General features: G+C 67.5%; 14 protein-coding genes. 10 read left to right on the forward strand and 4 right to left on the reverse strand.

What is annotated here, in order from left to right:
- Positions 1-53 precede the first annotated feature (53 nt).
- Entirely contained in the window at positions 54-929 is an 876-nt protein-coding gene (locus EL337_RS26340) for an LLM class F420-dependent oxidoreductase (protein ID WP_048635158.1), read from the forward strand.
- 53 nt (positions 930-982) lie between these two features.
- Positions 983-1,630, forward strand: a complete 648-nt coding sequence (locus tag EL337_RS26345; protein WP_048635157.1) for an MBL fold metallo-hydrolase — start codon at positions 983-985, stop codon at positions 1,628-1,630.
- Here the strand turns inward: EL337_RS26345 and EL337_RS26350 are convergent.
- Genes EL337_RS26350 through EL337_RS26365 form a run of 4 tightly spaced genes read right to left on the reverse strand, consistent with a single transcriptional unit; the run spans position 1,611 to position 7,456 of the window.
- The gene (locus EL337_RS26350; protein ID WP_048635156.1) at positions 1,611-3,320 is read right to left on the reverse strand and encodes a diol dehydratase reactivase ATPase-like domain-containing protein; all 1,710 of its coding nucleotides are present in this window, start codon (positions 3,318-3,320) and stop codon (positions 1,611-1,613) included. The genes EL337_RS26345 and EL337_RS26350 overlap by 20 nt on opposite strands.
- Complete coding sequence (locus EL337_RS26355; RefSeq protein WP_232786918.1) at positions 3,317-3,673, reverse strand: diol dehydratase small subunit; 357 nt, start codon at positions 3,671-3,673, stop codon at positions 3,317-3,319. Before EL337_RS26355 ends, EL337_RS26350 begins: the two co-directional genes overlap by 4 nt.
- Positions 3,670-5,910 carry a propanediol/glycerol family dehydratase large subunit gene (locus EL337_RS26360; RefSeq protein WP_048635155.1) on the reverse strand — a complete coding sequence of 747 codons (2,241 nt, stop codon included), beginning with the start codon at positions 5,908-5,910 and terminating at the stop codon, positions 3,670-3,672. Before EL337_RS26360 ends, EL337_RS26355 begins: the two co-directional genes overlap by 4 nt.
- 10 nt (positions 5,911-5,920) lie before the next feature.
- A complete protein-coding gene (locus tag EL337_RS26365; protein ID WP_048635154.1) occupies positions 5,921-7,456 on the reverse strand; it encodes an APC family permease in 1,536 nt (511 codons plus the stop codon).
- Positions 7,457-7,663: 207 nt separating this feature from the next.
- On the opposite strand from EL337_RS26365, the gene EL337_RS26370 reads away from it, so the two are divergent.
- Genes EL337_RS26370 through EL337_RS26405 form a run of 8 tightly spaced genes read left to right on the forward strand, consistent with a single transcriptional unit; the run spans position 7,664 to position 13,842 of the window.
- The gene (locus tag EL337_RS26370) at positions 7,664-8,944 is read left to right on the forward strand and encodes a class-III pyridoxal-phosphate-dependent aminotransferase (protein WP_048635153.1); all 1,281 of its coding nucleotides are present in this window, start codon (positions 7,664-7,666) and stop codon (positions 8,942-8,944) included.
- Entirely contained in the window at positions 8,941-10,491 is a 1,551-nt protein-coding gene (locus EL337_RS26375) for an aldehyde dehydrogenase family protein (RefSeq protein ID WP_048635152.1), read from the forward strand. Before EL337_RS26370 ends, EL337_RS26375 begins: the two co-directional genes overlap by 4 nt.
- A gap of 3 nt (positions 10,492-10,494) precedes the next feature.
- Positions 10,495-11,100: a BMC domain-containing protein gene (locus EL337_RS26380; protein WP_048635151.1), complete on the forward strand. Its 606-nt coding sequence runs from the start codon at positions 10,495-10,497 to the stop codon at positions 11,098-11,100.
- Positions 11,097-11,600 carry a hypothetical protein gene (locus EL337_RS26385; RefSeq protein WP_048635150.1) on the forward strand — a complete coding sequence of 168 codons (504 nt, stop codon included), beginning with the start codon at positions 11,097-11,099 and terminating at the stop codon, positions 11,598-11,600. Before EL337_RS26380 ends, EL337_RS26385 begins: the two co-directional genes overlap by 4 nt.
- Entirely contained in the window at positions 11,597-11,842 is a 246-nt protein-coding gene (locus EL337_RS26390) for a EutN/CcmL family microcompartment protein (RefSeq protein ID WP_048635149.1), read from the forward strand. The genes EL337_RS26385 and EL337_RS26390 overlap by 4 nt, the downstream gene beginning before the upstream one ends.
- Before the next feature lie 54 nt (positions 11,843-11,896).
- Positions 11,897-12,178: a BMC domain-containing protein gene (locus EL337_RS26395; RefSeq protein ID WP_048635148.1), complete on the forward strand. Its 282-nt coding sequence runs from the start codon at positions 11,897-11,899 to the stop codon at positions 12,176-12,178.
- 9 nt (positions 12,179-12,187) lie between these two features.
- Positions 12,188-12,853 carry a microcompartment protein gene (locus tag EL337_RS26400; protein WP_048635147.1) on the forward strand — a complete coding sequence of 222 codons (666 nt, stop codon included), beginning with the start codon at positions 12,188-12,190 and terminating at the stop codon, positions 12,851-12,853.
- Positions 12,850-13,842, forward strand: coding sequence for a phosphotransferase enzyme family protein (locus EL337_RS26405; protein WP_048635146.1), 993 nt, complete (start codon positions 12,850-12,852; stop codon positions 13,840-13,842). The genes EL337_RS26400 and EL337_RS26405 overlap by 4 nt, the downstream gene beginning before the upstream one ends.
- Positions 13,843-13,848: the final 6 nt, after the last annotated feature.

Below are 13,848 nucleotides of genomic sequence, written 5' to 3' on the forward strand. Positions count from 1 at the left end.
CTAAGTTGCTGCCAAAGCGGAATGGCTCGACGACCCTCGGGTTATAGCCAGGTATGGACCTCGGACTCAGCATTCCCATCCTCGACATCGACGGCGGAACTGCCGCCATCGGACCGGAGCTCGCGAAGGTGGGCGCAGCCGCGGAGGGGGCGGGCGCCACCTCGCTGTGGTTCATGGACCACTTCTTCCAGATCGAGCCGACGGGGCTGCCCGCCGAGGCCAACATGCTGGAGGGCTACACGCTGCTGGGCTACCTGGCCGGGCACACGTCGCAGATCAGTCTCGGACTGCTCGTCACCGGTGTGACGTACCGTCACCCGGGGTTGCTCGCCAAGACCGTGACGACCGTGGATGTGCTGTCAGGCGGTCGCGCGGTGCTCGGCATCGGAGCGGCCTGGTTCGAGCGCGAGCACGTCGGCCTCGGCGTGCCCTATCCGCCGCTGGCCGAGCGTTTCGAACGGCTTGAAGAAGCGCTGCAAATCTGCAACCAGATGTGGGATCCGGAGAACAACGGCCCGTACGAGGGCAAGCACTACCGCCTGCAGGAGACGCTGTGCAACCCGCAGCCGATCAACCGGCCGAAGGTGCTGATCGGTGGCAGCGGTGAGCGCAAGACGTTGCGCCTGGTCGCTCAGTACGGCGACGCCTGCAACCTGTTCGGCACCTCTCCCGACGAGGTGGCTCACAAGCTGCGGGTGCTGCGCGGGCACTGCGATGACGCTGCCCGCGACTACGACGCCATCCGCAAGACGATCATGGTCAACGACCTCAGCCCGGCACCCGAGACGCGGGACGACTTCGTCCGCACCATGGCCGAATACGCCACGCTCGGCATCGACGAAGTCATCGTCTTTCCACCCACCGGATCTCCGGCGAAGTGGATCGACAGCATCGCCCCGGCGGTCAAGCAGCTCGCCGAGATCGGGTGACCTTCCGCGCCACCTCTTGACCTGAACATTTGTTGAGGTTGCAGCCTGGAGGCATGAAACACGTACTCGACGATCTCTGGGAAACCCGCACCTACTCACCGTTTCCCGGCCTGACCACTCACGCCTACCTGTGGACGCCCTTCCGGGCGCTGTTCTATTCACCGGGCAGCGACGACGAGTTCGACGACATTGCCGGCCTCGGCGGCGTCAGCCATCAGTACCTGTCCCACCGCGACGAGGCGGGTCCGATGCTGACGTCGATCGCCGCGCGGTTCGGTTCGACACTGCACGCCCCCGAGGCGGATCTGCACGACATCGGACAGCACGCCCATGTCGACGTACCGTTGCGCGACCACCACACCGACCCCAACGGCGTCGAGATCATCCCGACGCCCGGACACTCCCCCGGCAGCGTCTGCTACCGCGTCCGCGGTGCGGAAGGGGTCTACCTGTTCACCGGCGACACCCTGTTCTGCAACGCCGAGGGACAGTGGTGGGCCGGCTACATCGAGGGCTTCCACCAGCCGCAGGACGCCATCACGATCGCCGACAGCCTGCGTATCCTCGCCGACCTGTCGCCTGATGTGGTGATCTCCAGTGCCTACCAGGGAGATTCCGCGGTGCACCGAATCGAACCCGGCCAGTGGCGAAGCCAGGTGGAACACGCGCTGGCCGGCCTGCCTACCGCTGCGCGTACATAGCGACCAGGCCGCGGGCCACGGCGAAGCGAGGGCCGTGCACACCGTCGATATTGGCCCGGCCCACCACCACCGGGACGCTGCGCAGGGTCTCACCCACGGTGCGCATGAGCTCGTCGTCGAGTGCGCCACCACCCGCGAGAACCAGTGCGGCGGGTGCCTTCTCGAACGCGGTCAGGCATCGGGAGATGTTGGCGGCGACCGTCTCCTGCTTGATCGCCAGCCGCAGGCTGCGCCATTCCTCGGCGGCCAGGCGATTGGAGAACGGCACCAAGCCGGCACTCCCCCGAGCACACAACCTGCCGATCGCGTCCGATGACGCCGGGGAGTCGAGGAAGACGCGGCGCCCGTCCTCCTCGTGCGCGACATGCGGACCCTCCACCCGGACGGCCGGAGTGCGCTTGACCGTCTCGGCCAGCGCCCGCGGTACGCCCAACACCCGTGCGACGGCGACCGTGATCGACTCGCCCGCACCGGCAGCAACCACAGTTCGGTCGGCGCCGATGAGATCGACTGTGCCACCGCCGATATCGCATACCACCGCATCCGGTGGCAGGCCCGGCGTGGTGCGTGCACCCCATGCGGCGGCCTCCGGTTCGGTGGTCAGCGTCTGTGCGGGACGGCCTGTCAGCCGGCCGAGCACCGCGGCTGCATCCTCGGCTTCCTCAGCGGCCAGCAGGGCCACGACCGTGCCCTGGGTGTCGGCAACCCCGCGCCGGAGCCAGGCGCCGTTGTCGATCGCCGCGAGGTCGGTGAAGAACGCGTCGTGCACGGCGAGACCGTCCGCCGCGGTCGGTACGGCCCGCAACCTGACGGCAGCGACGCGGCCCGGTGCTGATCGCCGCAGCACGGTGTGCGCCTGGGCCGGCGAGTACCGGACGGTTGTGGCGCCGGTACGGATCTGCACATAGTCGCCGTCCTCGGTCGGCGGATCCGGCGGATCGGTGCGCTGCGTGACGGCGATCGCCGCCGAATCGGCCAGCTCCCGGCAGAATTCGGCGACCTCGACCAGGCTGTCGGCCGGCAACTGCAGTGCCGCGGACAGCGCAATCGGGTCGGCCATCGCACGGTACGCGCGACCCTCCTCGACCACTTCGACGGCCACCAACGCTCCCGGCGCCAGGTCCGCGACGTCGGCTTCGTCCACCACCGGCACATCCACCGGGATCCGGTTGCGGATCAGCACGGCGTCGTCCTGGGCGGCCACCACTCCCACCACCTGCCAACCCCGCTCGACCGCACCGGTGATCTCCCGCGCCGCCACCTCGAAATCGGTGGTCCCGTCTACGGAGATGACCACCGGACCCGCGACGACCGGGCGGTCCAGATCGACGAGCCGAACATGCTGTCCCACTCCGTATCCCGTACCGGCTGGAGTGCTGGCATCAGGGCGGCGCAGACTCCGCACCGGGGACGACGGCGAGAACGCGGGCGGGATCGGCGCCGTCGCGGTATCCACCGGACGCAACGCCGACAGCAGGAGTTCGTCGGCAGGGGTTCCCGCGTCGACCTCGATCCTGTGCAGCAGCGCGGCCGCCCCGTGCAGCGACTCCTCACTGCCCTTGCGGCCCCGTGTGGGGGCCTGGTCATACGCGACGGTGGTGACGGTGCCGTCCTGCACCCGGGCCAGCACGATCTCCGTGGTGTGGTTGCCGATGTCGATCCCGGCGACCAGGCGTCCCACAGGCGTCAACGCAACAGGCCGCGACGGGCGTAGACCGCCGCAGCCTGCTCGACCAGGGCCGCACAGCGCGGCGCCCCGGTCGCCAGCAGTGAGGTCCGGAGGTCGTCGAGGTCGGCGGCCGTCGACCGGTGCGGCCGCAGCGCCTCGTACAGCGCCATCACCTGCTCGTCGTCGATCAGGGCCAATTCGGCTGCGCGCAGGAAGTTCTCGGCCAGCTGCGGGTTGCCGCCCTCGGCGGCCACCGCCGCCTGGTGCGCCAGTGCGGCCGGATCCATCCGGAGGTCCCCGAGCCCCAGCTTGCCGTCGACGGCGTTCGCCACCGTGATCTCGCGGCTCGCCGCAGCGCTGATCTTCTCAGTCACGGGTTCTCGACCTTTACTGTCATCGGCGGCTGCCCGGGTTCGAACGCCTCGCGTTCGAGTGCCACGAGCGCGACGGCCCTGGCGTGGTAGCGCGCCGAGATCGACTCGTCGGTACCTCCGGTGAAGATCGGCACCGGTGCCATGCCCTTGGCGTGGCGGGCGGCGTTCTTGCCCAGCTCGCGGTACATCTTCGCGGTCAACAGCGGAGCCACACTGAACAGTTCCAGGTTGGCCAGCGGCGCCAGGTCACGGCGATGGATCAGCGCGGTGCCCTTGCCCTGCAACCCGATTCCTATACCCGAGCCGGACAGCCGGGCGGCTGTCAGCCCGATGAGACCGACGTCGATGGTGGAACGCACCCGGACCGTCCTGGCCACGCAGCCCTCCTCCTCCAGGCCTGCCGATATCTGCCGGAGCACCTCGCCGACCGTCAGCCCGCACAGGCTCAGCCACACACTGCGGCCCCAGGCCGGCGACAGCCCTATGCAGACCTCACGCGGATCGCTGCCCTGGCGCGCCGGCTCGACGTCGGTGACGACGACATGACCGTGGTGTTCGACCTGATCGGCGGTCAACTCGGCGCTGCTGCGGGCCTGCCGGACCGCGTCGATCTCGGCGCGCCGATGCTCGGTGAGCGCGTAACCCGTTGCGGGCCCGCTGTAGTCGTTGGGATCGGTGAGCTTGGACAGCACGTGGAACTGCTCGTCGAAGATCGCCGATGTCTGCAGCTGGTCGCCGCGCAGGCGTTCCCGCGTCAGCGTCGTGATGGCCTCGGCCTCCTCGGTGAAGCCAGTGCGCTGCAGCGACGCGATGACGTCGAACACCGTGAGCTGTTTGGCTTCGATCGACGTCGCCGCTTCGGCCACCATCTTCGGGTGTCCGGCGGGCAGGTCCCGGGATCCGTTGGCGAACACCACCTCCTCGACGCGGGCGTCGTCGTAGTCGGCGAGGCCGAGATCGCGGTACACCGCCTGCACCGCCGTTGCGGCCCGGCGGCGTACCGCTTCCAGGTGCTCGGGCGACACGGTGCGCAGGCCCCCGTCGGCGCCCCAGTCGCGTTGCAGGACGAGGAAGTCGTCCATATCGTCGGAGTTGAAGTTCGACAGCGCGAACGCGTTGTCGTAGCGCGGAATCGACCCGAATCCGGAGAAGATGAAGTCCGCTCCCGCCAGCAGCACCGGCAGGGTGTGCGCGCTGCGCCGGATGTCGGACTCGGAGATCAGATTGTCGTTGCCCGCGCACGATTCGAGATCGCGCATCATCACCATCAGGTTTTCGGCGAGCAGTTCCTTCATGCCCTCCGGCACCGATGCCACCACCCCGACGCCGTCGATGCCGCCGTTCTGCACGCCCTGGGAGCCCAGCGCCCTGGCCAGCGATACGCACCGCGACTCCAGGTACAGGATCGAACACCTCTCGGCGGCGCCCATCAGCACTTCGGCGCCGCCGCCGCTGGTGACGCGCATCTTGAGCCCGCGAGAGGCGTACGCCGAGGTCAGGATCGCCTTGCTGAACGGGGTGTCGTCGCCGTCGACGAACACCTGCTCGGTGCCGTAGATCGAGATGGTCTCGGCGTAGCTGGTGAGACCCCGCAGCCCCAGCCGCAGTTCCAGCGCCTCCTCGATGGAGCACTGCGCCATCGCCCCCGGCGTGCCGACCTGCGAACCGATCAGCAGCGCCACCGCGTTCGACGGCGCGTCACCGAGCACCGGCACCGTCGTCTCCACCTCACGGAACCCGTAGGCCACCGCCGACGCCGCGTCCGCGGCGATCAGCAGCGGGTCGTCGAGCTGGTTGGTGACGTGGGCCTGATTGCTCGGGGTGCGTCGGGCCCGCATCTTGGCCATCGCCATCTGCATCTCGACCGGGGACATCAGCGCGACGACGCGGGCCAGCTTCGCCGGGGTGGTGCCACCGATCAGCCGCACCACCTCGGCACGAGACACGTTGACGTCGACCGCCATCCGCGCCAGCGTGACGTCGTCGAGCGCCATCGCCTCCTCGGCGACGGCGAGGTCGATTCCGTACCGCGCGATGAACTCGTCGATGACGTCGAACTCGACGGCGCCTTTGCCGTCGAGTTCGACCACCTCACCACCGCGAATCTCCAGCGATGGCGAGGGGTCATGGGGGCTGCGCATCGCGACCAGGCCGAGTTCAGCGTCGGGGACGCTGAACCCGTCGAGGTTGACCGGCTTGGAGTTCAGTACCCGAAACCGGCCCAACTCCTCTGCCACAAAGGCCTCCCTAGTCGCGGATCTCGCTGTCGTCGTACACGACCCGACCGATCAGCTCATAGCGCCGCTTGTCATTGAACTTGAAGTACAGCGCCATCGCAGCACCGAGCGCGAACAGCCCCACCACGATCCACGGGGTCAGCTTGAACAGCAGCGTGCCCGACGCGGCTCCGGCGGCCGACTCCTTGTGCTGCCAGAGCAGGTACACGACGTAGAGCATGCCGATGCCACCGAGCAGCGGCGCCAGGAACGTCTTGAACCAGTGCGCGCTGGACGGGTGGTTCTTGTGGAAGTGGAAGTACGCGATCACCGCGAAGGCACACAGCGACTGCACGATCAGGATCGCCATCGTGCCCAGGATCGCCAGCAGCCCGTACAGGTGGACGTAGGGATCCATGTCCGCGAAGAAGAACGCGAGCACCAGCACCAGCGTGATGCCCGATTGCACGAACGACGCGATGTAGGGCGAACCGTGCGTGGGATGCGTCGCACCGATGGTCTTCTGGAGGCCCGTCGACAGACCCTCGCGACCCATCGCGTAGATGTAGCGCGACGCGCAGTTGTGGAATGCCATACCGCACGCGAAGGAACCCGTCACGAGCAGGAACTTGAACAACGTGATGGCCCAGTCTCCGTAGGTGGCCTGCACCGGATCGAAGAAGATGTTGCCCGCCGTCGCGGGGTCCTGCGCCAGCTCGACCGCCTGCTGCGGTCCCGTGCCCGCGATCGCCATCCACGAGACGAAGACGTAGAAGAGGCCCACACCCAGCACGGCGATCATGGTGGCGCGCGGGATGATCCGCTTCGGGTCCTTGGACTCCTCGCCGTACATCGCCGTCGACTCGAACCCGACCCAGGACCAGAACGCGAAGAACAGGCCCAGGCCCGCGCTGGCTCCGACGATGCCCTCCGCGGCGGTGAACGCACCGATCGGGTTCAGTGTCTCGGCCACAACGAAGCCCTCGGGCCCGCCACCGCGGAACAGTACGGCCAGCGCCCCGAGCGACAGCATGAAGATCTCGGTGATCAGGAAGACTCCGAGGACCTTCGCGGTGAGGTTCACGTCGAAGTAGGTGAGCACACAGTTGAGCACCAGCATCAGGATCGCCGGTGCCAGCCAGGGCACGGAGATCCCGAACTGCGTCGCGGCGAAGTCGGCGAAGAAGTACGAGAAGATGCCGATCAACGAACCCTCGAAGACGATGTACGCCATCGTGATGATCATCCCGCTGGCCATGCCCATGACGCGGCCCAGCCCGTGCGAGATGAAGCCGTAGAACGCGCCGGTGGCGGTGATGTGCTTGGCCATCGTCGCGTAGCCGATCGCGAACAGCCCGAGCACGGTGGTGGCCACCAGGTAGCCGGCGGGGGCGTGTGAACCATTTCCGAAGCCGACGGCGATCGGCACGTTGCCGACCATCGCGGTGATCGGTGCGGCGGTGGCGACCGCCATGAAGATCACGCCGAACGTTCCGACCGCGTTGCGCTTGAGGCGCTGAACGGAATCCGGCGGGGTGGTCTGGCGGGGAACGACGTCTTCTGTCATATGCAGAGACCTTCCAGGAGTGAAGGAGAGAAACCCGGCTCAGCTCGTCCTGAACTGACACTGTGGTCTAGGCCACAGTGCTGAACCTCAGATATATTGGCACTACCAAAAGAGCTGTGCAACCCCTGCGAGGCCTCAATTGACATAAATGGTCGGACCCTTTAGTTTTTGGTTCACACCCCGGCCGACCGCACGACAGGGAGTCCCGTGTACGACTACGGCACGTTCTCGTTCGATTCCAAAGCCCAGGTGCTCGAACGTGCCAAAGAGTTCTGGAACCCGGACAAGACCCAGTTCTGGACCGACACCGGCGTCGACCTGGTCATCGACCGTCGACAGGACTACTTCCTGTGGGACATGAGCGGCCGCCGACTCATCGACATGCACCTCAATGGCGGCACCTACAACCTCGGGCACCGCAATCCCGAAGTGATGCAGGCGATCACCGACGGCATGCAGTATTTCGACGTCGGCAACCATCACTTCCCATCGGTGGCGCGCACCGCCCTGGCACAGAAGCTGATCGAGTCCGCACCGGCGTCGTTGCGCAAGGTCGCATTCGGGTCCGGCGGCGGCGAAGCCATCGACATCGCGCTCAAGAGCGCCCGGCATGCCATGCAGCGTCGCAAGATCGTCTCGATCGTCAAGGCCTATCACGGACACACCGGCCTGGCCGTCGCCACCGGTGACGATCGGTTCGCCAAACTGTTCCTGTCCGATCGCCCCGACGAGTTCGTGCAGGTGCCCTTCGGCGACACCGATGCCATGGAGCAGGCGTTGCGCGGCCGCGACGTTGCCGCCGTCATCATGGAGACCATCCCGGCGACCTACGGATTCCCGCTGCCACCAATCGGTTATCTGGAAGCGGTCAAGGACCTGTGCGTGCGCTACGACGCGCTCTACATCGCCGACGAGGTACAGACCGGGCTGATGCGCACCGGCGAGATGTGGGGCATCACCAAGCACGGCATCGAGCCCGACATCATGGTCACCGGCAAGGGACTCTCCGGTGGTATGTATCCGATCACGGCGGCGCTGCTCAGCGACCGCGCGGCGCAGTGGCTCGAGCAGGACGGCTTCGGGCACATCTCGACATTCGGCGGCGCCGAACTCGGTTGCGTGGCGGCGCTGAAGACCCTGGAGATCACCAGCCGCCCCGAGGTGCGCTCATCGGTGCACTACATCGCCGACATCTTCGCCAAGGGCCTGGCCGCCATCCAGGCCGACCATCCCGGCTGGTTCGTCGGTATCCGTCAGAACGGTGTGGTGATCGGGCTGGAGTTCGACCACCCCGAGGGCGCGAAGTTCGTGATGCGCGAGCTCTACCAAAACGGGGTATGGGCGATCTTCTCGACCCTGGATCCCCGTGTGCTGCAATTCAAACCGGGCCTGCTGCTCAACCGTGAGCTCTGCGAGGACGTACTCGACCGCGTCGAGGTCGCGGTGGGACGGGCGAAGCTGGCCGCGAACGGACGGAGGAAGCCGTGATTGCGGTACCGCAGGCAGGTCAGCTGCTGGAGCGGGCGCGCTTCGCCGCCGCAGCGTACGCCGACTACGACCAGGCCTCGGTGGCCCGGATCGTCGACGCCGTCGCCGAGGCCGGCTATCGCAACGCCGAACACTTCGCCGCCGCAGCAGTGGCCGAAACCGAGATGGGCGTAGTCGAGCACAAGGTGGCCAAGAATCGCGCCTGCTCACGGGGCATCGTCGAGTTCTACCGAGACCAGGACTACGTGACACCGCGGGTCGACACCGCCCGCAAGATCGTCGAGATCCCGCGCCCCGCGGGAGTGGTGCTGGCCCTGACGCCGACCACCAATCCCGTTGCGACGGTGTACTTCAAGGTCATCCTGGCGCTGATGACCCGCAACGCGGTGGTGGTCGCACCCCATCCCCGCGCCAAGCAGTGCTCGGCGGACGCCGCGCGCCTGCTGGCCGAGGCGGCCACCGCGGCCGGCGCTCCGGACGGCATCGTGCAGGTCATCGACGAGCCGTCCCTGCCGCTGGTGGAAGCGCTGATGTCCGACGAACGCACCGACGTCATCGTCGCGACGGGCGGTACCGGGGTGGTGCGCGCCGCGTACTCCTCGGGCAACCCTGCGTTGGGCGTCGGGCCAGGCAATGTCCCCGTGTTCGTCGACGCCACCGCCGACATCGACGCCGCAGCGAAGCGGATCGTGGACAGCAAGGCGTTCGACAACTCGGTGCTGTGCACCAACGAGTCGGTGCTCATCGCCGAGGAGGCGGTCGCGGTGAAACTGCGCACCGCGCTGACCCGGCACGGCGCCCATATCCTCGACGAGGATGCGACGATCCGCCTGCGAGAGTTCATGTTCCCCGACGGTGCCCTCAACACCGAGGTCGTGGGCCGTGACGCGGCCTGGATCGCCGAACGCATCGGGCTGCGCGTCACGCCCAAAACCCGGGCCCTGATCGCCCCGTTCGCCGACGTCATCGGCGAGGAGGTGTTGACCCACGAGAAGCTGTGCCCGGTGCTCGGCATGACCACCGTTGCGGACGCATCCCGCGGTATCCGTGCCGCCCGCGCGGTGGTGCGCATCGCCGGAGCGGGGCATTCTGCCGCGATTCACAGCAACGATGCCTCTGTCATCACCGAATTCGCCGCCAAAGTGCCGGTACTGCGGGTGTCGGTGAACGTCGGCAACAGCACCGGAAGCTCCGGGCTCGACACCAACCTCGCCCCGTCCATGACCATCGGCACCGGGTTCGTCGGGCGCAGTTCGATCGGTGAGAACCTGCAACCCGAGAATCTGATGAACTGGGCGCGGATCGCCTACAACGCCGACGCCGGCGTGACCATGCCGAACTTCGCCGGGTTGTCCCCATGGCGTGCCCCGGCCGGGCCCGAGCCGGCCTACCCGCGTGCGTCCAACGACCCGGCTGCCGACGCGACCCCCGCGGCACCGGCTGTCCGGCCGACTGCCCGCCGCGCCGCCGATCCCGGTATCGAGGCACTGCGCGCCGAGCTGCGCGCGCTGGTGGCCGAAGAACTCGCTCAACTGATCAAGAGGTGACCCGTGGCTGAACTGCGTTCGTTCATCTTCATCGATCGGCTTCAGCCGCAGACGATGTCGTACCTGGGTACCTGGATCAAGGGCGCGCTGCCGCGTGCCGGGGTAGCCGCACAGATCATCGAGGTGGCGCCCGGCCTCGACATCGAGGGCGTCACCGACGTCGCGCTCAAGCACGCAGAGGTGCAGGCCGGCGTGCTGGTCGTGGAGCGTCAGTTCGGCTATCTGGAGTTCCACGGTGAGACCGCCGCAGTCGAGGCGGCCGCCGACGCCGCGCTGGCCGAACTCGACCGCGACGCCGGCGCAGCGACGGCTCCGCAGATCCTCGCGTCTCGGATCATCTCCAGCATCGACCGGCAGCACGCCTTCCTGATCAACCGCAACAAAATCGGCTCGATGGTGCTGGCCGGTGAGTCCCTGTACGTGCTCGAGGTGTCTCCGGCGTCGTATGCAATCCTGGCCACCAACGAAGCCGAGAAGGCCGCCGACGTGAAGGTCGTCGACTTCCGGATGATCGGGGCGACGGGCCGGGTCTACCTGTCCGGCAGTGAGTCCGACATCCGCCAGGCCGCCGCGGCGGCGGAGGAAGCACTCGCGCGGAGCGTGCGGTGAGCATCGACCGCGAGGCGCTGCGGCAACTCGTCCGCGAGGTGATCCGCGAGGCTGTCGGCGACCTCACGACGGCATCGCCGTCCCCATCCACCCCGGCGGCGCCGAAGCCGGCGCCCGTCGCGGCGGCACCGAAGGCCGCGGACGGACCTGTTGCGACCGGTCCGCTGGCCGCCGACGAGCGTTCCCGGGTCGACACCGTGCGCATCACCAACGACCGCGAGCTCGATGTGTTCGTACGAAACCTTTTGCGGCTGTACGAGAATCCGAAGACCCGCGCGGACCTGCGACAGGGCCGATTGTCCTTCCGGCTGGCCGGCACCGACCGCAGCGGCCCCGGCAGCACCAGACGTGTTGAGCGTGGCGCAGTCACCGAACGGCAGATCGCCGACATCGCCGCCTCCGGCGCATCCCTGGTCCTCGGCCCGCGGGCCGTGCTGACCCCCCTGGCCCGCGAACGCGCCCGCGCGCTGGGCGTCACCATCCACAAGGAGCGAACATGATCCGTGGCACGGTCACCGGTCAGGTCTGGTCGACCCGACGCATCGACGGCATCCCGGCCGGGGCCTTCCTCGAAGTCGAGGTGGACGGTTCCGGTTCCCGGTTGATCGCGTTCGACGTACTGGGCAGCGGCGTCGGCGAACACGTCCTCGTCACCCAGGGCTCGGTGGCGGCCGGATGGTTCACCGGGACCCCGCCTCCGGTCGATGCATTGATCATCGGCTCCATCGATCCCGCCGGTTAGCCGTCCGGTTACCGGCCCCACCCGTCAGATAGTCCGACACAAAGGAGAGAAACCATGGCCAGCAACGCGATCGGAATGATCGAGACCAAGGGTTACGTCGCCGCTCTCGCAGCCGCCGACGCAATGGTCAAGGCCGCCAACGTGACGATCACCGACCGCCAGCAGGTGGGCGACGGCCTGGTGGCCGTCATCGTCACCGGCGAGGTCGGAGCCGTCAAGGCGGCCACCGAAGCAGGCGCCGAAACCGCCTCGCAGGTAGGTGAACTCATCAGCGTGCACGTCATCCCGCGCCCGCACAACGAACTCGGCGCGCACTTCTCCGTCGCCGCCCAGTAGTCTCGGCCAGTGGCTCTTTCCGAGGCGCCGTCCTCCACTCCGACACGGACCGACATCCGCGTCTACCTCCTTGTCGAGGATCTGCAGCAGCAGTTCGCCGCCTACCTCGGTACGCCGACCCGGGCGCGCGGTTACCCGCCGTACGCCGGTGAGCACGCACTCATCGTCGAGGTGTCGCCTGCGCTGGCGATCGAACGGGTCATCGACCTCGCGCTCCGCGAGGTGCCGGGGATCCAGCCGGGAATCCTCTACGTGGAGCGGCAGTTCGGCGTGCTGGAGATCCACTCGGACAGCCTGGCCGATGTGCGCCGTGCCGGCGAGGCCATCCTGGTGGGTACGCAGAGTTCGGCGACAGACCAGCTTCGACCCAGGGTCCTCTACCACGACGTGATCGAGGACATCACCGACCAACATGCGGTGATCCTGAACCGCAACCGGCAGGCCTCGATGGTGCTTCCCGGTCAGTCGCTGCTGGTCTACGAGATGACCCCCGCCCTGTTTGCCGCCGTCGCGGCCAACGAGGCCGAACGCGCCGCGCCGGGCCTGACCCTGGTCGACGTGCAGATGATCGGCGCAGCGGGCAGGCTCTACATCAGTGGTAGCACCCAGGATGTGGTGGTGGCACGGGACCGCATCACCGAGGTTCTGGGAGCGATCGAAGGACGTGAACATTGACGGCAGACTTCACTGACGACGAAGCCGTCGCCGAAAAGGCACTGGCGGCGTTCGACCTACCGCAGGGTTCCGCGCTGCGCCTGTTGAATCTGTCCGAGAACGCCACCTATGCGGTCGAAGAACCCGGCTGCGGGCACCGGTCGATCCTGCGGGTGCACCGCAAGGACTACCACCGCCTCGACCAGATCGAGTCCGAATTGATGTGGCTGGACGCGCTGCGCCGCGACAGCGACGTGACCGTGCCGACGGTGATCCCCGCCCACGACGGGCGCCGGGTGGTCACTGTCGAGCACGACGGGACGGCCCGCCACGTCGTGCACTTCGAGATGGTGCCGGGCGCCGAGCCGGACGAGAACACCGTGAGCTCCACGGATTTCCACACGCTCGGATGTATCACCGCCGCACTGCACGACCATGCCCGCAGCTGGCAGCGTCCGGCAAGCTTCAGCCGGTTCTCCTGGGACTGGGAGCAGAGCCTCGGCGGCACGCCCCGCTGGGGACGCTGGCGCGACGCGACCGGCGTCGGCGAACACGAGACCGAGGTGCTCGCCCGCGCCGAGGAATTGTTGCACCGCAGGCTGACCGAATACGGCACCGGCGCGGACACCTTCGGTCTGGTACATGCAGATTTGCGCCTGGCCAACCTGCTGGTCGACGGTGAGACCATCACCGTGATCGATTTCGACGACTGCGGTTTCGGTTGGTACTTCTACGATTTCGGCACTGCCGTGTCGTTCTTCGAGGATCATCCGTCGGTTCCCGAGTGGCAGGATGCCTGGGCCAGCGGGTACCGCACGCGTCGAGCACTCGCCAAATCCGACGAGGACATGTTGGCCTCGTTCATCCTGCTGCGGCGGTTGCTGCTACTGGCCTGGATGGGCACCCACAGCCACTCGAAGGAATCCCAGGCGATCTCCGTGACCTATGCCGCGGGTAGTTGCAAGCTCGCCGAGAAGTACCTGTCCTCCAACGGCCACCGAATCTTCTGATCCCAA

The organism is Mycolicibacterium aurum, from assembly GCF_900637195.1.
Classification (GTDB): Bacteria; Actinomycetota; Actinomycetes; order Mycobacteriales; family Mycobacteriaceae; genus Mycobacterium; species Mycobacterium aurum.

Bases quoted from the DNA above. Each gene is read 5' to 3' on its own strand.
- EL337_RS26340 (WP_048635158.1), top strand. From the start codon at position 54: ATGGACCTCGGACTCAGCATTCCCATCCTCGACATCGACGGCGGAACT.
- EL337_RS26345 (WP_048635157.1), top strand. From the start codon at position 983: ATGAAACACGTACTCGACGATCTCTGGGAAACCCGCACCTACTCACCG.
- EL337_RS26365 (WP_048635154.1), bottom strand. From the start codon at position 7,456: ATGACAGAAGACGTCGTTCCCCGCCAGACCACCCCGCCGGATTCCGTT.
- EL337_RS26390 (WP_048635149.1), top strand. From the start codon at position 11,597: ATGATCCGTGGCACGGTCACCGGTCAGGTCTGGTCGACCCGACGCATC.
- EL337_RS26395 (WP_048635148.1), top strand. From the start codon at position 11,897: ATGGCCAGCAACGCGATCGGAATGATCGAGACCAAGGGTTACGTCGCC.